22 protein-coding genes and 1 other RNA gene are annotated in these 17,505 nt (G+C 63.4%); 9 read left to right on the forward strand and 14 right to left on the reverse strand.

The window, feature by feature from the left end; genetic code table 11:
* The first annotated feature begins 98 nt into the window (after nt 1–98).
* Entirely contained in the window at nt 99–320 is a 222-nt protein-coding gene (gene rpmE, locus O1Y97_RS06550; RefSeq protein ID WP_108609677.1) for a 50S ribosomal protein L31, read from the forward strand.
* Between the two features lie 221 nt (nt 321–541).
* On the opposite strand, the gene O1Y97_RS06555 is transcribed toward rpmE, so the two are convergent.
* Nucleotides 542–1,168, reverse strand: coding sequence for a TetR/AcrR family transcriptional regulator (locus tag O1Y97_RS06555; RefSeq protein ID WP_318763514.1), 627 nt, complete (start codon nt 1,166–1,168; stop codon nt 542–544).
* A 98-nt stretch (nt 1,169–1,266) separates the two neighbouring features.
* On the opposite strand from O1Y97_RS06555, the gene O1Y97_RS06560 reads away from it, so the two are divergent.
* Together O1Y97_RS06560 and O1Y97_RS06565 are read left to right on the forward strand one after the other, a co-directional pair.
* The gene (locus O1Y97_RS06560; protein ID WP_318763515.1) at nt 1,267–2,112 is read left to right on the forward strand and encodes an NAD(P)H-binding protein; all 846 of its coding nucleotides are present in this window, start codon (nt 1,267–1,269) and stop codon (nt 2,110–2,112) included.
* The gene (locus tag O1Y97_RS06565) at nt 2,109–2,600 is read left to right on the forward strand and encodes an anthrone oxygenase family protein (protein ID WP_318763516.1); all 492 of its coding nucleotides are present in this window, start codon (nt 2,109–2,111) and stop codon (nt 2,598–2,600) included. Before O1Y97_RS06560 ends, O1Y97_RS06565 begins: the two co-directional genes overlap by 4 nt.
* Nucleotides 2,601–2,645: 45 nt before the next feature.
* On the opposite strand, the gene O1Y97_RS06570 is transcribed toward O1Y97_RS06565, so the two are convergent.
* The 4 genes from O1Y97_RS06570 to O1Y97_RS06585 all read right to left on the reverse strand — a co-directional run bounded on the left by O1Y97_RS06570 (nt 2,646) and on the right by O1Y97_RS06585 (nt 5,790).
* Nucleotides 2,646–3,722, reverse strand: a complete 1,077-nt coding sequence (locus O1Y97_RS06570) for a D-alanine--D-alanine ligase family protein (protein WP_318763517.1) — start codon at nt 3,720–3,722, stop codon at nt 2,646–2,648.
* A gap of 135 nt (nt 3,723–3,857) precedes the next feature.
* The gene (locus O1Y97_RS06575; protein ID WP_108606548.1) at nt 3,858–4,169 is read right to left on the reverse strand and encodes a SelT/SelW/SelH family protein; all 312 of its coding nucleotides are present in this window, start codon (nt 4,167–4,169) and stop codon (nt 3,858–3,860) included.
* Nucleotides 4,166–4,921 carry an RDD family protein gene (locus O1Y97_RS06580; RefSeq protein WP_318763518.1) on the reverse strand — a complete coding sequence of 252 codons (756 nt, stop codon included), beginning with the start codon at nt 4,919–4,921 and terminating at the stop codon, nt 4,166–4,168. The genes O1Y97_RS06575 and O1Y97_RS06580 overlap by 4 nt, the downstream gene beginning before the upstream one ends.
* Nucleotides 4,922–5,040: 119 nt before the next feature.
* Nucleotides 5,041–5,790 carry a YebC/PmpR family DNA-binding transcriptional regulator gene (locus O1Y97_RS06585; protein WP_108606549.1) on the reverse strand — a complete coding sequence of 250 codons (750 nt, stop codon included), beginning with the start codon at nt 5,788–5,790 and terminating at the stop codon, nt 5,041–5,043.
* A 166-nt stretch (nt 5,791–5,956) separates the two neighbouring features.
* Here O1Y97_RS06585 and O1Y97_RS06590 point away from each other — a divergent pair, with 166 nt between their 5' ends.
* On the forward strand, nt 5,957–6,763 hold the full coding sequence (locus O1Y97_RS06590) for an MBL fold metallo-hydrolase (RefSeq protein WP_318763519.1): 807 nt from the start codon (nt 5,957–5,959) through the stop codon (nt 6,761–6,763).
* A 7-nt stretch (nt 6,764–6,770) separates the two neighbouring features.
* On the opposite strand, the gene O1Y97_RS06595 is transcribed toward O1Y97_RS06590, so the two are convergent.
* Together O1Y97_RS06595 and O1Y97_RS06600 are read right to left on the reverse strand one after the other, a co-directional pair.
* Complete coding sequence (locus O1Y97_RS06595; RefSeq protein WP_318763520.1) at nt 6,771–8,207, reverse strand: GGDEF domain-containing protein; 1,437 nt, start codon at nt 8,205–8,207, stop codon at nt 6,771–6,773.
* Nucleotides 8,208–8,401: 194 nt separating this feature from the next.
* The gene (locus O1Y97_RS06600) at nt 8,402–9,106 is read right to left on the reverse strand and encodes a glutathione S-transferase family protein (protein WP_318763521.1); all 705 of its coding nucleotides are present in this window, start codon (nt 9,104–9,106) and stop codon (nt 8,402–8,404) included.
* A gap of 129 nt (nt 9,107–9,235) precedes the next feature.
* Here O1Y97_RS06600 and O1Y97_RS06605 point away from each other — a divergent pair, with 129 nt between their 5' ends.
* Nucleotides 9,236–9,580, forward strand: a complete 345-nt coding sequence (locus tag O1Y97_RS06605; protein WP_318763522.1) for a winged helix-turn-helix transcriptional regulator — start codon at nt 9,236–9,238, stop codon at nt 9,578–9,580.
* 21 nt (nt 9,581–9,601) lie between these two features.
* Here the strand turns inward: O1Y97_RS06605 and O1Y97_RS06610 are convergent, their stop codons facing one another.
* Entirely contained in the window at nt 9,602–9,925 is a 324-nt protein-coding gene (locus O1Y97_RS06610) for an ArsR/SmtB family transcription factor (protein WP_318763523.1), read from the reverse strand.
* A gap of 50 nt (nt 9,926–9,975) precedes the next feature.
* Between O1Y97_RS06610 and O1Y97_RS06615 the strand changes: the two genes are divergently transcribed.
* Both O1Y97_RS06615 and O1Y97_RS06620 read left to right on the forward strand, forming a co-directional pair.
* Nucleotides 9,976–10,461 carry an SRPBCC domain-containing protein gene (locus tag O1Y97_RS06615; RefSeq protein WP_108606555.1) on the forward strand — a complete coding sequence of 162 codons (486 nt, stop codon included), beginning with the start codon at nt 9,976–9,978 and terminating at the stop codon, nt 10,459–10,461.
* 11 nt (nt 10,462–10,472) lie between these two features.
* Nucleotides 10,473–10,835 carry a VOC family protein gene (locus tag O1Y97_RS06620; protein ID WP_183262688.1) on the forward strand — a complete coding sequence of 121 codons (363 nt, stop codon included), beginning with the start codon at nt 10,473–10,475 and terminating at the stop codon, nt 10,833–10,835.
* Nucleotides 10,836–10,886: 51 nt separating this feature from the next.
* On the opposite strand, the gene O1Y97_RS06625 is transcribed toward O1Y97_RS06620, so the two are convergent.
* The 5 genes from O1Y97_RS06625 to ssrS form a co-directional block, all read right to left on the reverse strand.
* The gene (locus O1Y97_RS06625) at nt 10,887–11,597 is read right to left on the reverse strand and encodes a DNA helicase (RefSeq protein ID WP_318763524.1); all 711 of its coding nucleotides are present in this window, start codon (nt 11,595–11,597) and stop codon (nt 10,887–10,889) included.
* A 221-nt stretch (nt 11,598–11,818) separates the two neighbouring features.
* Nucleotides 11,819–12,580: a TerC family protein gene (locus O1Y97_RS06630; RefSeq protein WP_183262686.1), complete on the reverse strand. Its 762-nt coding sequence runs from the start codon at nt 12,578–12,580 to the stop codon at nt 11,819–11,821.
* Between the two features lie 108 nt (nt 12,581–12,688).
* Entirely contained in the window at nt 12,689–13,513 is an 825-nt protein-coding gene (locus tag O1Y97_RS06635; protein ID WP_318763525.1) for a TIGR00282 family metallophosphoesterase, read from the reverse strand.
* 8 nt (nt 13,514–13,521) lie between these two features.
* Nucleotides 13,522–14,109 carry a 5-formyltetrahydrofolate cyclo-ligase gene (locus O1Y97_RS06640; protein ID WP_108606560.1) on the reverse strand — a complete coding sequence of 196 codons (588 nt, stop codon included), beginning with the start codon at nt 14,107–14,109 and terminating at the stop codon, nt 13,522–13,524.
* 89 nt (nt 14,110–14,198) lie between these two features.
* Nucleotides 14,199–14,354, reverse strand: a non-coding RNA gene (ssrS, locus tag O1Y97_RS06645) — 6S RNA.
* A gap of 345 nt (nt 14,355–14,699) precedes the next feature.
* On the opposite strand from ssrS, the gene O1Y97_RS06650 reads away from it, so the two are divergent.
* Nucleotides 14,700–15,539, forward strand: coding sequence for an AAA family ATPase (locus tag O1Y97_RS06650; protein WP_318763526.1), 840 nt, complete (start codon nt 14,700–14,702; stop codon nt 15,537–15,539).
* A 266-nt stretch (nt 15,540–15,805) separates the two neighbouring features.
* The gene (locus O1Y97_RS06655; RefSeq protein ID WP_318763527.1) at nt 15,806–16,252 is read left to right on the forward strand and encodes a GNAT family N-acetyltransferase; all 447 of its coding nucleotides are present in this window, start codon (nt 15,806–15,808) and stop codon (nt 16,250–16,252) included.
* 38 nt (nt 16,253–16,290) lie between these two features.
* Here the strand turns inward: O1Y97_RS06655 and O1Y97_RS06660 are convergent, their stop codons facing one another.
* A complete protein-coding gene (locus O1Y97_RS06660; protein ID WP_318763528.1) occupies nt 16,291–17,376 on the reverse strand; it encodes a glycoside hydrolase family 25 protein in 1,086 nt (361 codons plus the stop codon).
* Nucleotides 17,377–17,505 lie beyond the last annotated feature (129 nt).

Here is a 17,505-nt window from a genome sequence, read left to right on the forward strand (position 1 = left end):
AAGCCTTGGCCTATCTAGCCGTGGCTTCGAATTTTCGAAAGAGGCGCATCGCCGCAGGATACCTGCGCAAGCCGCGCCGCGACAGCAGGAACAGAGCGATGAAAGCCGATATCCATCCCGACTACCACGCCATCAAGATCGTCATGACCAATGGCACCGAATACATGACCCGCTCCACCTGGGGCAAGGAAGGCGATACGATGAACCTCGATATCGATCCGACCACGCACCCGGCCTGGACCGGCGGCCAGCACAACCTGCTCGACCGCGGCGGCCGTCTGTCGAAGTTCAAGAAGCGTTACGAAGGCCTAGGCATCTAAGCCGACCTGTATCGCCGGCTATCAAGAACCCGCCCTCGTGGCGGGTTTTTTTGTCGTGCAAGTCAGCAGCCGCATGAAGACGGGCACGGCGTCGACGCCCTCCCCCTTGTGGGGAGGGATAGAGGGTGGGGTATGCCACCTCTTCTCGGTCTGCCGGCTGAATTGGTGAGCGCGAACTACCCCCAACCCCTAACCCCTCCCCACAAGGGGGGGAGGGGAACCTACAGCGCCGCGATCTCCCGCAGCGCCATCGCTTTGTAGTCGGCCACCAGCAGATCGCCTTCGGCGCGTTCGACAGATATGGCGAGCCGCATGGTCGATTCCCCCAGCGACATGATCAGGAAGGCCTTGCGTTCCACCAGGTCGGAATCGGCGTCTGGCTTCACGCGCAATAGCGCGCCTGCCAGCAGCGCGCCGTTGGCCCGGCTGTCCCTCAGGTCGATGTCGCGTAGCGCCTTGTCGGCCTGTGTTCCCGACCAGATGTCGCGCATCACCGGCTCGGCCAGGAAGATGCCGTAATAAACGTCGATCAGCCCGCCGAAGGCTTCGATCAGGCCCTTCATGTCGCGCACGCCGGCAAGGCCGTCGGCGATGCAGGCGCGGCCTTCGGCGTTGTAGCGTTCGGCCAGGGTGCGGATGATGGCGCCCTTGTCGGGAAAATACTGGTAGAGCGAGCCGATCGATACGCCGGCGCGTTCGGCCACTTCCCCCATCCGCATGGCGTCGCTGCCGCCTTCCGAGATCAGTGCGCTTGCCGCCTGCAACATGCGTTCGACACGCTCCTGGCTGCGCTTCTGGCTCGGCGCGCGCCGCAGGGCCTGGCCTGAGTTGTCCTCAATCGCTTCCATGTTCTTTTGCCCGCAACGATTCCGCTTGACCTCCATAATATGAGGGTTTATCACATTTGCAAATGTGAGTATTACTCACGTTAGCGAAGGAGGCTAAAATGACCGCAACCCAGCAAAGCATGAAGCCCATTCTGATCCTTGGCGGCACCGGCAAGACCGGCCGCCGCATCGCAGAACAGCTTGTCGCGCGCGACCTGCCCGTCCGCATCGGTTCGCGTAGCAGTACTCCGTCCTTCGATTGGGAAAACCGCGCCACCTGGGCCGGCGCGCTCGAGGGCGTCGGCGCCGTCTACGTGTCCTACTACCCTGACCTCGCAGCGCCGGGCGCTGCCGAAGCGGTCGGCGCATTCGCCAAGCTTGCCGTCGCCATGGGGGTCAATCGCCTCGTACTTCTCTCCGGGCGCGGCGAGCCCGAGGCACAGCGGGCGGAGGAAATGGTCAAGCAGTCCGGCGCCGAATGGACGACCCTGCGCTGCAGCTGGTTCATGCAGAATTTCAGCGAGAGTTTCATGCTCGACGCGGTGCTGTCGGGCGAGGTGGCCTTGCCGGTGGGGGCAGTACGTGAACCCTTCGTCGATGCCGACGACATCGCAGATGCGGCCGTCGCTGCCTTCACCGACAACCGCCATATCGGCCAGTTTTACGAACTCACCGGCCCGCGCTTCATGACCTTCTCCGAGGCCGTTGCAGACATTGCCGAGGCGGCCGGCCGCGAAATCCGTTTCGTCGAACTGACCACCGAGCAGTTCGCTGCACGCCTTGCCGAACAGCAATTTCCCCAGGATCTCATAGATCTCCTGATGATGCTGTTCACCGAAGTGCTGGATGGCCGCAATGAACATCTTACCGATGGCGTCGAGCGGGCGCTTGGCCGCCCGGCGCGCGATTTCCGCGACTATGCCAACGCCGTCGCAGCAACCGGTATCTGGGGAGGCGCGAAATGACCGCAATGCTGTTTTCGGCGCTCACCTTCGCCGCCGTGCTCGGCAGCGGCATCGCCGCCAGCCTGTTCTTCATCTTCTCGAACACCATCATGGCATCGCTGGCGCGGCTGCCCGCCGCCCATGGCATTGCCGCCATGCAACAGGTCAACCTCACCATCATCAACCCGTTGTTCATGACGGTGTTCATGGGCATGGTGGCGGTGTCGCTGGCGCTTGCCGCCAAGGCGGTCCTCGGCTGGAGCGAGGCCGGTTCGGCCTGGCTGCTCGCTGGCAGCCTCGCCTATCTCCTGGGCTGCTTCCTGGTGACGATGGTCTTCAACGTGCCGCTCAACGACGCACTCGCCGCTACCGACCCGGCTAGCGCCGAAGGTGCCGCGCTATGGGCGCGCTATCTCGCCGAATGGCTGCCGTGGAACCACGTCCGCACGGTCGCCTGCCTGGCCTCGCTGGCGTCCTTTGCCATGGCCTTCTCGGCCGCCCGCGGATGAATTTGCGGGGCCAGCCGGAGGATCATCCTCCCGGCCGGCCCGCAATCACGCCTGGCGCCTGGCACGGTCGATGGCATGCTCGATCAGCCGGCCGACGAGGTCGGGATAGGCAATGCCGCTGGCTCCGAGCGTCTTGGGGTACATGCTGATGTTGGTGAAGCCCGGGATGGTGTTGATCTCGTTGATCAGCGCCGAGCCGTCGGCGCGGACGAAGAAGTCGACCCGGGCCATGCCCTCGCAGCCGAGCGCGAGAAACCCTTTTCGCGACATGTCCTGAAGCTGCCGCGTCGCTGCTTCGGGAAGCTCAGCCGGTATGCGCAAGGCCGCGCCGTCGGCATCGATGTACTTTGCCTCATAGGTATAGAAACCGTGGCTGGCGGCTGGCGCGATCTCGCCCGGCAGCGAAACGGTCAGCGAACCGTCGAGGTTTTCAAGCACACCGAACTCGATCTCGCGGCCGTCGACGAACTCTTCGATCAGCACCTTGCGGTCGTGCTTGAACGCTTCGTCCAAAGCCGCCTTCAACTGCTCGGCGGTACCTGCCTTGCTGACGCCGACAGACGAACCCTGGCGTGCCGGCTTGACGAAAACCGGCAGGCCAAGTGCGGCGGCCACCGCGTCGAATTCCGGCTGCTCTCCGGCATGCACGGTAATTCCCCGCGCCACCGGTACGCCGGCCTCCTTCAGCAGCCGCTTGGCCGCGTCCTTGTCCATCGCGTTGGCGGATCCGAGCACGCCGCAGCCGACATATGGCACGCCGGCGACTTCGGCCAGGCCCTGGACCGTGCCATCCTCGCCGAACGGGCCGTGCAACACCGGAAACAGCACGTCGATGCCGGGCAACTCGAACGGCGCCTCGCCTTGGGGAACGGCAACCAGCCGGCCCTTGCCGCCCGGCAAAAGGCTCACCTCGGTGCCACGCTCTGGCACGGACTTGGGTAGCGCGCCGTCGCGGTCGAGTTCGGCCAGCAGCCACTTGCCCTGGCGGCTGACGCCGATCGGCACGACCTCATATCTGGAGGCGTCGATCGCCTTGACTACATTGCTTGCGGACATGATGGAAACGTCGTGTTCGGCGGAACGTCCGCCGAAGAGAACTGCAATGCGCGGTCTCGTGGTCATGAATGCTGTTCCGTCCCTGTGGATTTTCCGGGCAATGCGCGCGCCGTGCGGTGCGGTCCCATGCCCTGGTTGCGCAGGAAATGGAACTTATCTGTGGCGCTGTCGCGGGCCCTGCACGATTTCCGCAGCGGCCGCTCAGGCCGGGTCCTTTGCCTTGTGGCCCTTGCGGTCGGAATGGCCGAGGTCGCGCTCGGGGTCGATCATGTCGCGCACCAGCTGCTTGAGCTGGGCCGCGTCGGGGAAACCGCCGTCGCGCTTGCGGTCCCAGATCAGTTCGCCGTTGCAGGTGACGGTGAAGATGCCGCCGGTGCCCGGCACCAGCGTCACTTCGCCGAGTTCCTGGCCAAAGGTCGAGAGCAGCTCCTGCGCCATCCAGCCGGCGCGGAGAAGCCACATGCACTGGGTGCAATAGGTGATGCGGATCTGGGGAAGGGTGTCGTTGGTCAAGCTATGTTCATCCTAACGGTGGTTGCCGCAAAGCGATCATGAATCGGGTCACGGCCGAACATAATCGATACGGCAATCCAGACGAACCAGGCAATGGCGATCGCTATGGAAGCTACCGATGCGACCAGCCAGACTTGTGTCTGCAGTTCGCCTTCTGTCGGGACGCTGCCCATCCACTCGGCTATGACGTAGGCGATCTGCAAAACGATCATCGGCAACAAACCTGCTGCCTTCACAAACTGACGGCGAAAAGCCTTGTTGACCGGCAGGCTGACCCGGCGCTCATCGTCCACGTCCTTTACGACAATGGTGACACACCGCTTTCCGAAAGTCCAACCGGTACGCCATTCCATGGAAAACAGAAAAACGAACAGGATAAGTGGCTCCAGAATGCCGGCGTCGAAGACGTTATCGCGAAGCTGCCCGGACGCATCGACCGGGAATGTAATCCCAGTTCCATTCTCGGTGTTTTTTCCTACGAGCTGGATGGCGGTGGTAACGCCTAAGATGGACGTTCTGCATACCTGCCAAGCGTCAATCCCGGCTGGAGGCGTAGACGCCCAGTCGACCGAAGTTTCATAGCAAGCGCCTAGCTTTAGGAAGAAGTTGCCTTGTACGGCGCCATTGGTCTGCGAAAACAGTGCGGCTACGACCAAATATAGCGGCACGAACATGACTAAGTAGTCGATGCAAAGAGCGAGACTGCGCCGCCAGAAACCCGCCCTACTTGGCGCGCCTTCAACATCTGTCATCTGGATAGTCTCTCCACCCCGAAGTAGAGGCTGACCTATCTCTCGCCAAAACGCAATTGGCGCCGGTCGAGGATTTCAACCGGCGCCAATGATATCAACTCAAGTCGTGCCGGACTTGCTTACGCTGCGCTGAGCTTGGCCAGCGTTGCTTCGTCGACTTCGAAGTTGGCATAGACGTTCTGCACGTCGTCGTCGTCTTCGAGCGTGCCGACCAGCTTCATCAGCGACTGGGCCCGCTCTTCATCGACAGGGATGTTGTTCTGCGGCTTCCAGATGATCTTCACCGACTCGGCGTCGCCGAGCGAGCTTTCCAGCGCCTTGGACACCTCGCCGAGGTTTTCGAAAGCGCAGGTGATGGTGTGGCCGTCCTCGTCGGACTGCACATCATCGGCGCCGGCCTCGATCGCGGCGTCCATGACCTTGTCGGCGTCGCCGGCCTTGGCGGCATAGACGATCTCGCCGACGCGGTCCCACATGAACGAGACCGAGCCGGTTTCGCCCATTGCACCGCCGGACTTGGTGAAGGCGGCACGGACGTTGGAGGCGGTGCGGTTGCGGTTGTCGGTCAGCGCCTCGACGATGAGGGCCACGCCACCCGGGCCGTAGCCTTCGTAGCGCACTTCTTCGTAGTTCTCGGCGTCGCCCATCGAGGCCTTGGAAATGGCGCGCGCGATGTTGTCCTTGGGCATCGACACGGCCTTGGCGTTCTGTACCGCCAGGCGAAGGCGCGGGTTCATTGTCGCGTCGGGCACGCCGGTCTTTGCGGCAACGGTGATTTCGCGCGCGAGCTTGGAGAACATCTTGGACCGCACCGCATCCTGGCGGCCCTTGCGGTGCATGATGTTCTTGAACTGTGAATGGCCGGCCATGGGACCCCTGTTTGTCGCTTCGGCAGTGTTTGAATGGGCCGCCTTATAGATAAATCGGCTCAATACGTCCAGAGTTTCGGGCTTTCAGGCACTCGCGAAAACGTGACTACGCGCCGCTTGCCTCGGCTGAGATAGTGCGGCCACGCCCCGAACGCACGAGAGCGCCATGCCCGTCCGCCTGTTCGCTGCCTGCCTTGTCGCCCTGCTTGCGCTGGCTCGGCCTGCCGCTGCCGCCGAAGACCCGGTGCCGAGCAGATGCATGGCCATCGCCGAGGCCCTGCCCAAGGCCACCTACGCCAGCTTCACCCCGGCGCAGGCCTTCGTCGATGGCGACGTCACCATCACCTATGCCGGCCACTCGACCTATGTCATCGAGACGCCGGGCGGCGTGCGCATCGCCACCGACTATAGCGGCCTCTACGGCTCCAACCCGCTGCCGCGGATCGTCACCATGAACAAGGCGCACCGCACACATTTCACCGACTTTCCCGACAAGGGCATCGAGCACGTGCTGCGCGGGTGGAACCCAGATGGCGGGCCGGCCAGGCATGCGCTGGTGGTCGACGACGTCTATGTCCGCAACGTGCCGACCGACATCAGGCGCTTCGGCGAGATGGAGGCCAACGGCAATTCGATCTTCATCTTCGAGGTTGCCGGTCTGTGCATAGGCCATCTCGGCCATCTGCACCACCGGCTGGAGGACGCACATTACGGCGCCATCGGCCGGCTCGACGTGGTGATGGTGCCGATCGACGGCGGCATGACGCTGTCGATCGACGCGATGACCGAGATCACCACGCGGCTCTACTCCTCGATGATCCTGCCAATGCACCGGCATGCGACGCCAATGGCCGAGTTCACCGGCATGATGGGCGACGGTTTCGCCGTCGAGTTCCGCCCCAGCCGCTCGCTCAAGGTGTCACTCAGATCGCTGCCCGCGCGGCCAACGATCATCGTTCTCGAAGGCATCTGAAGGCTTGTCAGCTGCGGACGCGGACCTGGTTGCGGCCGCCTGCCTTGGCTTCGTAGAGCGCCTGGTCGGCGGCCGCCAGCATCGCGTCGATGGATGTTGAGGCATCTGCCTTGTGCGCCGAGACGCCGATGCTCACCGTGAATTTCAGCGCTTCGCCGGAGGGCAGTGCCACTTCGGTGGCCTCGACCGCAAGCCGTATGCGCTCGGCCAGCGCCGTCGCCTCGATCATGTCGGCCAAGGGCATCAGCACGGCAAATTCCTCCCCGCCCAGCCGTCCGATCAGGTCAGCCGCGCGCAGGTGCTTCGACGCCTGCGGGAAGAAGGCTTTCAGCGCAGCGTCGCCGACACCGTGGCCGTACTCGTCGTTGACACGCTTGAAGTGGTCGAGGTCGATCATCAGCACGGCGATGTTGCCGTGGCCCTGGATGAGTTCGTCCAGCCGCGCCTGTCCGCGCTCGAAGAAGGCGCCGCGTGAGAGCGCTCCGGTCAGCGCATCGTAGTTGGCGATGTGCTGGAGCCTGGCGATCAACTCCCGGCGTCCGGTGTTGATGCTCGCGACCGTCAGCGGCCCCAGCGCCATCAGCGCGATGCCGAGGCGGATCGAGTCGAGCGAGCGGATGGGGTCCGCCGGTGCTGCGAGATCGACGAGACCGGCGGGTATCGAGATCAGCAGCCAGATGCACAACAGCAGGGTCATCACGGAGGTGGTGAACAGGCTGTAGGTGAGCGCGCACCACAACAGGGCCGGGATCGGAAAGGCCAGTGCCCCTGGACCGCCGATCAGCACGCCTCCAGCGACGGACAGGATGAGGGCAAGACATGGGGCGCCCCGCAGTATGGTTTCCAGCGCCAGGCCGTCGTCGGAAGGCGGCCAGCGTACGGACAGCGACCGAACCCCGGGAAATGTCAGTATCGCCGGCAGGATCACCAGGGTGTTGACCAATTCGGTGACGAACCACAGCTTGAACCCGACCGCGAAGGTGCGGTCGAACAACAGGCCAACTGCACCGCCGCCCGCAAATGCGGCGGCCACCGCTGCCATGCAGCAGATGCCGAAGAGATAGAGGACGGAGACAGGGTGCTGCAGCTTCCTGTCGTTCTCGCTGACGAGGCGGAACAGCAGATAGCCCGTGATGGCGGAAACCATGTTTGCTGCGGTCAGCCACGCCGTGACATACCAGCCGCCACCGGTCAGAATGTCCGCTGCGACGTAGCCGACGAAGGCCGCCGCCCAGCCGGCCGGGCCGGCATAGCGCGGATTACGCACCATCATACCGAGCAGAATGGCGTTGGCCGGCCAGAAACTGGCGAGAAAGCCTACCGGGCGGGTAAGGATCCCAAACAGGGCGGCGGCGAATATAACGCCACCGACGATCAATATGCCGGGTATCCGCTGCGCCGCGTTCGGTGCGGCGAGCCGGCTTTTGGCCTCAGTTACAGACATCGGACCCTAAATACGTGTTGCAGACGTCCCTTGATGCCTATGGTTGCAGCAAGGGGTTCAAAACGCCTTAACGCATATCAGGAATGTTGAATATCGAAGCAGTTTCGCCAGGCTTTCTGCGGTGCCGGCTGCGATGCTCGTTTCGGGCAAGCACGCTCCCCCATGAAATCCACGGGGGAGCGTCTGCAAGGCGGTCAGGCGGCCAGTCGTGTGTCCAGTTCCTGCACGGTCAGTTGTCCGCGAAAGCCGCCGGACGATGTGTGCGGCGTCTCGTCCTCGATAGCGTGGGCGAAGATCACCGCCGGATCGGCTTCGAGCCTGGCCATGTGCTTGTGGATGCCGGGGAACTCCCTGGCGATATCGAACAGGCCGAGGTCCTCGCCCCAGCGGGCGATGCCGATGAAATAGGCGTCGGCCACGGTCTTCGTGTCGCCGACCAGCCACTCCCGGCCTTCGAGCACCCCCTGCAGATAGGCGTAGGCTTCGGCCGACTTTTCACGGGCGAGACGGCGCAGGAACGCCTTGCCGGCATGGTCGTCCTCGTCCAGCTTGTAGGCATTCCAGCCGTAGCCGAGGGCCGAATGCAAGGTCGTGTGCAGGTAGGAGAGCATCCAGTTGAGTTCGTCGAACTTCTTGGTGCCCTGGGCGAAGCCCAGCCCCTTGTCGAGGCCGCGCGCGGCGATGCTGTGCAGGATCGCCAGGCTTTCGGTCAGCGGTTTGCCGTCCTTGGTGATCATCGCCGGTGTCTGTCCCAGCGGGCTCACCGTGGCGAAGCTGTCGGAGCGTTTCGAGAGCATGTCGATGCGGTGCAGGCGGTAGGGCTGGCCGAGCCATTCGAGTGCCACGATCGAGCCGAAAGAGCAGCCGTGGGGCACGCCGTAAAAGAGCACAGATTCCATTTCATTGCCTTTCGAATTCAGGCCACGATCCATTCGCAGCGTGCCTCAGAAGCTATGCATTGCTTTCGTTCCAGCAAGTACCTACAATTTTGTAAGGTACTGACTTGAAAGTAAGAATTGAGGATTTCCATGGCAAAGATGCAGCCAGAAAGTTGTGGCCTCGGTCCCGCCTTCCAGGTCATCGGCGGCAAATGGAAGGCGCTGATCCTGTGGCTGGTGCACACCGAGCCGCGCCGCTTCGGTGAGTTGAAGCGGCTGGTCCCCGACATCAGCGAGAAGATGCTGATCCAGCAGTTGCGCGAGATGGAGGCCGATGGCCTTGTTCACCGCGAGGTGTTCCACGAGGTGCCGCCAAGGGTCGAGTATTCGGCCACGCCGCTTGGCCAGTCGCTCGACGATGCTCTCGTTCCACTTGCCAACTGGGGCAAGGAGCATGGCGCCGCCATCGAGGCGCGCAAGGCGAAGGTCGCCTAAGCTGCAATAGCTGAGGTCCGCTCAGCCTTCCAGGTCGAGCTTCAGCCGGTCGAGAATGCTCATCGCATGGCTGGCATATTCACTGATCCAGCGGTCGTGAATCTGCTTGATCGGCAGCGAGTTGAGGTGGTTCCAGCGCTCGCGCCCCTCACGCTGGGCGACCACCAGATCTGCCTCCTCCAGAACCTTCAGGTGCTGCATCACCGTGCAGCGGTCCATGTCGTCGAAGCGTTCGCACATGGCGCCCGTGGTGAGCGGGCCATCCTTCAGACAATCGAGCATCAAGCGCCGGCGCGGATGAGCCAGGGCTTTGAAAACATTGTCATCTTTCGAATCGATTGACATGTTATGTTTTTATAACACATTATCGCGAAGTGCAAGCAGAGGAGATCACAATGTCCCTTGGATTCAAGGTTTCGGGCCGGATAGCCAAGCCAGTCCATGAGGTGTTCGACGCGGTCGTCAACCCGACGAAGCTCAGCGCCTATTTCACCACCATCCGCGGCGCCAGCGCGCCGCTGGTCGCAGGCACCACGGTCACCTGGTGGGGCTCGGTGCCGGTCGAGGTCGAGGAAATCGAACAGGACAAGCGCATCGTGCTGCGCTGGGATGCCGAAGTTTCCGAGGGCCAGCCCGCCTACAAGACGAGGATCGAGATGGGCTTCGAAGTGCTCGAGGACGGATCGACCTTCGTCACCATCGGCGAGTCGGGCTGGGTCGAGGACGCAGTCGGGCGCAAGGCGTCCTACGGCAATTGCGAGGGCTGGGCCGAGATGCTGTCGGCGATGAAGGCGTGGCTCGAATACGGGATCAACCTGCGCGAGGGCTTCTATCCCTCCGAGATGCGCGGCGAGCTGCCGACGACGAGCGAGCGCAAGTGAGGAGCGGGAACATGAGTGCAACAATCGAAGGCGGCATCAACATCGCGATGAAGGTGCCGAGCCACCAGTATGAGGCGACGATCGCCTTCTATCGCGACGTTGTCGGCCTCGAAGGCATTCCGGAGAAGGCGCCTGCGGTCGGCTTCAAGCTCGGCCCGAACCAGCTCTGGATCGACGAGGCTCCGACCATGAGCCAGGCCGAGGTCTGGCTGGAGCTGTTCACGCCTGATTTCGCCGGCACGCTCAAGCAACTCGGTGATGCCGGTGCGGTGCGCTGCGACCCGATCGAGCCGCTGGGCGAGAGCTTCCGTGGTGGCTGGATCATGAACCCGGCCAACATTGTGCACATGGTGCGCGAACCCGACGCTTGGTGAGCGCTGCCCACAGCGTCTCGGGCGGCGGCGATTGCTCGCCGCCCGATTTCGTCAAACCGCGTGGAACCGCATCTCGCCCTGGTTCAGGAAGCATGCCTTGTCGAACAGCTTGAGGTCGAGCGGATTGGGCAGCCTGACATCGTCGAGGTCCGGAACCGCTTTCGCTGACGGATCATAGGTGCGGTCGATCTGGGAGATCATGACGACGATCAGTCCCATCTCGCGCGCCAGTGACTTCAGCGCCTGAACCTGATCCATCAATGCCGGGTTCTCGCGCTTCTGGTCGAGCAGTTGCAGATAGTCGACCACCACCATGGTTCCGCGTGGCGCCGTGGCCATGCGCCTGGCGATATGGGCGGCGTTGATCGTGTCGGAACTGTCGAGTTCGAACAGGCTGCCGAACTGCGCGTGGTCGGCGCCGATGGCGCGAAAGCGGTCGAGCACTTCGCTCTCGGTGTACTCCAGCGTGAAGAAGGTGCTGCGCTGGCCCGCCTTCATCGCCTCCACGGCAAGTTCGAGCCCCATCAGCGTCTTGCCCTGGCCCGGCCGCGCGCCGAGCAGCACCAGGTCGCCGGGCGCGAGGCGCGCAAACAGCTTGCCGGCCGGCCGGGTGGCCGCTGATGTGGCGGCGAGCAGGCTCCATGCGCCAAAGCCTTCTTCGGCCGCGATGCGGTCGAGCGCCTGGTGCAGCGGGATATGGCCGGTCCTGGCGAGAAGCCTGGCCTTGCGCTTCAGCATGGGAATGGGTGCGGAAAGTTTCATCCGGCGAACCTCCTATCGCGAGCAGTCGTCGCAACCCCTCCTTATGCAAGCGCTCGAACAGTTGGCTCGGAAATCGAGACACCCTGCACGAACTGTACTTTCCCGGCGGAGGGGGGAGGCGTGGGCGGCGCCAGAATCAGATGATAGCCCAGAATTAGGCGGCCTGAAATCGGCGCGGAAACGAAAACGGCGGGCACTTGGCCCGCCGTATGTTTTGTCCGTCAGTGGCCGTCGCTGCGTTGCTGCCTGCGGCGATTCCGCTGCAGCATGTTGAGACCCTCGACCAGCGCCGAGAAGCCCATGGCGGCGTAGATGTAGCCCTTGGGCACATGGTAGCCGAAGCCGTCGGCAATCAGCGTCATGCCGATCATCAAGAGGAAGCCGAGCGCCAGCATGACGATGGTCGGGTTCTTCTCGATGAACTGGGCGAGCGGGGTCGCCGCCAGAAGCATCACCGTCACGGCCACGATCACGGCGATGTACATGATGCCGATCTCGTCGGTCATGCCGACGGCGGTGATGATCGAGTCGATCGAGAACACAAGGTCGAGCAGCAGGATCTGGAAGATCGCCGCGCCCATCGAAAGCTGCAGCGTGCGCGACACCATTTCGTCCTTTTGATCCTCGGGGTCGACCGAGTGGTGGATCTCCTTGGTCGCCTTCCAGACCAGGAACAGGCCGCCGGCGATCAGGATCAGGTCGCGCCAGGAGAAACCGTGGCCGAAGGCGGTGAACACCGGTGCCGTCAGCGCAACGATGAAGGAAATCGTGGCAAGCAGCACCAGGCGCATGATCAGCGCCGCGCCGATGCCCAGCCGCCGCGCCTTGGCGCGCTGGCCTTCCGGCAATTTGTTGGTCAGGATCGAGATGAAGATCAGGTTGTCGATGCCGAGCACGACCTCGAGCGCAATCAGGGTCAACAGCGCCACCCAGGCGGTGGGGTCGTTGACGAAGGCGAAATACGGCGCCAGGAATTCGATCATCAGAGTGTCCCCGTGTTCTTCTAAATGGCAATCGAGCGGCCGCGGGGCCGCTCTAACATTTGCTGACGTGTTGCGGGCAAGTAAGTATCCACCGGCCCCTCGTCAATGTCAGGACCAGAAGGAAGGCGCGGTTTCTTCGAGCCGCGGGCCGCGGCGCAGCGGCGCGATCCGCTCGGCGAGGCCAGTGCGGTCGGAGATGTCGAGGCCGACGCCGCAGATCGTCGCCGGCCCGTTGGCCGCCTCGAAGCGGCCTTTCGGCACCTTGGAGAGGAATCGGTTGAGCGGCTCCTCCTTGTCCATGCCGAGCGAGGAATCGTAGTCCCCGCACATGCCGGCGTCGGTCAGATAGGCGGTGCCGCCGTTGAGGATCTGGTGGTCGGCGGTCGGCTGGTGTGTGTGCGTGCCGACGACGAGGCTGGCGCGGCCGTCGACGAAATGGGCGAAGCACATCTTCTCGCTGGTCGCCTCGGCGTGGAAGTCCACCACTACCGCATCCGCCTGCTCGCCGAGCGGGCAGGCGGACAGTTCGCGCTCGCCGGCCTGGAACGGATCGTCGAGCTCAGGATGCATGAACACCCGGCCCATGATGTTCGACACCAGCACGCGGGCGCCGTTCTTGGCGATGTAGAGGCCCGAGCCGCGGCCGGGCGTGCCCTTGGGAAAATTCGCCGGGCGCAGGAAGCGGTCCTCGCGCGGGGCAAAGGCCAGTGCTTCGCGCTGGTCCCAGACGTGGTTGCCGGTGGTCACGACGTCGGCGCCGGCATTGATGGTCTCGCGGAAGATCTCCTCGGTGATGCCGAAGCCGCCGGCGGCGTTCTCGCCGTTGACGATGACGAAATCGAGCCGGAAATCCGAGATCAGGCCGGGCAATTGCGCCCATACCGCTGTACGGCCCGCCTTGCCCACCATGTCGCCCAGAAAAAGAAGTCTCATGAAATCATCTACAATTCAGGGGCGAAGCGACGCAACCCGCTTTCGGTCAGTATTTCGGGGATGATGACGTCATGGTTCTCGTCGGGAACACGCTCGACTTCCTGGCAGTCGAAGGCGATGCCGATCAGCCTGGGCTCGATGCCCTTGTCCTGCAGCTTGGCGATCGCCCGATCATAATAACCCGCGCCGTAGCCGATGCGGTGGCCACGCGCGTCGAAGGCGGCCAGCGGCACCAGCATGATCTGCGGGTCGAGCACCTCGGCCTCCTCATGCGGCCCGACGGTGCCAAAACCCATGTCGACCATCGGCGCGCCGCGCACCAGTTCGCGGAAGACGATGGTGTGCTTGTCGAGGATCGCCGGCAGGCACAGCCGCGCGCCATGCTCACGCAGGGCAAACATCATCGGACGCACGTCGACCTCGGAGCGCATCGGCCAGAAGCCGGAAACGATGGTGCCGGGCTCGAACTGGATGTTGTCGCGGGCGGTCTCGGCCATCTCCAGCGACGCCTCGATGCGCCAGAACTCGTCGAGCCTGTCGCGACGGGCCAGCGCTTCCTTGCGCAGTTGCTTCTTGATCTCGCGGTGGGAAGTCATGCGGAGGGCAGCCGGTTCGTTTCGTTGCCCGTGTTTCGCATATCGGCAACAGTGGCTGCAAGCAGCTATCGTTTGCCCAAAAGGAGAGGTGACGATCCACACGACCGGTGGAGAAGTCGATCCCGGAGACCTACAAAGTAGGTGGGCGCCGTGTGAAAAGACCCACGGGTCTTCCCAGGGACAGCTCCCTAAGGATCGTTAAGGCCCCGGGGAAAATGCTCTCCTGCCGGGAAGTGCAGACCGTCCAGACCAATATAGGCGCTGTGGCGGCGATGCGCCATGGCAATGGGGCCGTTGAGGCAACGATATTTGGGGGCAGGATGGGTCTGGACCGTAGCTGAAGCCGCAACATCACGGCATGGAGTGGCACGAGAAGGGTCCAATGCCAACCGCCACCTCGGAGATTGGCGGCAACGCCTATGCGTTCGTCATCCTCGGGCGGAGCAGGAGCGAAGCGAAGTGCGGAGACCCGGGGATCCATGCCGTGACACTGAAGTCGCTCGGCGGTGCAGAATACTGCCGCTCCCCATCAGGCTTGCGCGCACTAGCTCTGCTCCTTAGGGTCGCCGCGATAGTTACGAGGAATTCGCATGCGTTTTGAAGGTACGTCGGCCTATGTCGCCGACAAGGATCTGATGGTGGCGGTCAATGCGGCGATCGCGCTGGAGCGGCCGCTGCTGGTCAAGGGCGAGCCCGGCACCGGCAAGACCGAGCTGGCCCGCCAGGTGGCGGCCGGCCTCGGTCTCGAAATGATCGAATGGAACGTCAAGTCGACCACCAAGGCGCAGCAGGGCCTCTACGAATACGATGCGGTCTCGCGCCTGCGCGACAGCCAGCTCGGCGACGGCCGCTTCAACGACATCAAGAACTACATCAAGCGCGGCAAGCTGTGGGACGCCTTTGCGGCCGGCAGGAAGGTCGTGCTGCTGATCGACGAGATCGACAAGGCCGACATCGAGTTCCCCAACGACCTGTTGCAGGAACTCGATCGCATGGAGTTCTTCGTCTACGAGACCGGCGAGACGATCCGCGCCGACGTGCGCCCCATCGTCATCATCACCTCGAACAACGAGAAGGAACTACCCGACGCCTTCCTGCGGCGCTGCTTCTTCCACTACATCCGCTTCCCCGACGTCGACACGCTGCACAAGATCGTCGAGGTGCATTATCCCGGCATCAAGCAGAACCTGGTGCGCGCGGCACTGACCCAGTTCTACGAGATCCGCGACGTGGCCGGCCTCAAGAAGAAACCGTCGACTTCCGAGGCGCTCGACTGGATCCGCCTGCTCGTCGCCGACGACGTGGCGCCGGAAGATCTGCGCGCCGACTCCAAGAACGCGCTGCCCAAGCTGCACGGCGCCTTGCTCAAGAACGAGCAGGACGTGCATCTGTTCGAGCGCCTGGCGTTCATGGCCAGACGGCAGGGGTGATCTGAAAGATCATGCGTTGCAGGTACCCCCACCCCTAACCCTACCCACAAGGGGGAGGGGGATTCTTGTCCACGACCGGCCAGCTCTGGCCATCGTGGTGGTGCGAAGGGTGCCTGTTAGTTCCCCTCCCCCTTGTGGGAGGGGTTAGGGGTGGGGGTATACCCCGCGTAGACTCGGCCAGCGCATTTCCGTCCTGTGGACCGTTGGCCGCGCAGCTCCGCTCGGGCAGTTTGCCGCGCAATCAACCAATCACCGAAGGCAAAGCCATGACCGACATCACCACTCGCCCGCTTCAGCTCGCCGACCATGCCGAATGGCGCCGGTTGTGGACCGCCTATCTCGATTTCTACAACACGGTGCTTCCCGAGAATATCTACGAGCTCGCCTGGAAGCGCCTGTTCACTGCAGGCGAGTTCGAGCCCAAGGGGCTGATCGCCATCGTCGACGGCAAGGCGGTCGGGCTGACGCATTACCTCTACCACCGCTCGGGCTGGTCCGAGGCCAACAACTGCTACCTGCAGGATCTGTTCGCCGATCCCGCATCGCGAGGCAAGGGCGTCGGTGCCGCCCTGATCGAGGCGGTCAGGCAGGAGGCGGCGAAGATCGGTGTCACCAATGTCTACTGGATGACCCACGAGACCAACGCCACGGCGCGCAAGCTCTATGACCGCGTCGCCCGCCGCACCGGTTTCATCGAATACGACCTGCTCTAGGATTCAGCGGGCGCTGAGCGGCCGCTTCAGGCGGCCGCTCAGCCCGCGCTGTTCGCCACCCACCGGTGCCAGTCGCTGGCGCTGCCGCGGAAGACGTTGAGGTCGATCTTGCCTTCGACGCCGTGCGACAGGCCCGAGCCCGAATACTGCCAGAACACCCACTTGCGGCCGGGATAGACCTTGGACGGGGGCTCGGCGACGGCGCGCAGCCAGAACGGATAGTCCAGGAACTCGCCCCTGAGGTTGTCGCGATAGAAGTCGGGCGCGGTGTAGATGATCGGGCGCTGGCCGTAGTGGCGCTCCAGCTTGTCCATGAACACCTGCATCTTCTCCAGCGTCTTTGCACGCGACAGCCGGCGCTTGCAGCTCGACTCGCCATTGTATTCGACGTCGATGACCGGCGGCAGCGCGCCGGCGACCTTGGGCACGTTGCGGATGAACCAGTCGGCCTGCTCGCCGGCGGTGCGGCACCAATAGAAGAAGTGATAGGCGCCCCGGCGCAGGCCGGCGGCCTCGGCGGCACGCCAGTTCTTTCGGAACATCGGATCGAGATGGTCGCCGCCGTCGGTCGCCTTGATGTAGGCGAAGTTGGCGCCCTGCGTGCGCAGCTTCGGCCAGTCGATCTCGCCCTGCCAGCGCGACACGTCGACGCCGTGGACGGCAAAATTCCTGGGCGACGCGGCCTTGCCGAAATTGATCGGCTTGGCGTCGCGGAAGCGGCGGCCGTAGATCTGGCCCGGCGCAAAGGGCGTGGCCTTCATCGGGTTGGACGGAGCGATCAGCGCGATCGGCTTGGTGTCGGGTGTTGGAATGCCATCGAGCTCGATCCGCGGCGCGGCCATAGCCACCTGCACCGGCTCTTCGGTCATCATTGCCGCCGGCATGGGCGGCGCCACCAAAATACCAGCCTGCGGCATCGGGGCTGACATGGCCTGCTGGACCGGCATGGAAGGCGCGGCTGCGGCGATGTCCGCCTGTGGCACCGGGCTCGCCGGGCGGGCGACCGAAGCGGTCGTTTCCTTCGACGGGCCAGACGACATGATGTCGCTGAGCCCCATGCTCGAGGTGCAGCCGGCCAAGGCCAGGCTGGCGAGAACGATCGCTGACGCCGCTGAGAAACGCATAGGTACCCGTACGCAAGAACAACTCGGATTGGAGGCAGACTCGCCCCCGCTTCCCCACTGACGGCAATTGCTAACGGGAAATTACCAAGAAAGACTGAATCTGATTTTTACTTTAATTAGATTTTGGGT

The organism is Aminobacter niigataensis (assembly GCF_946995915.1).
Lineage (GTDB): Bacteria > Pseudomonadota > Alphaproteobacteria > Rhizobiales > Rhizobiaceae > Aminobacter > Aminobacter niigataensis.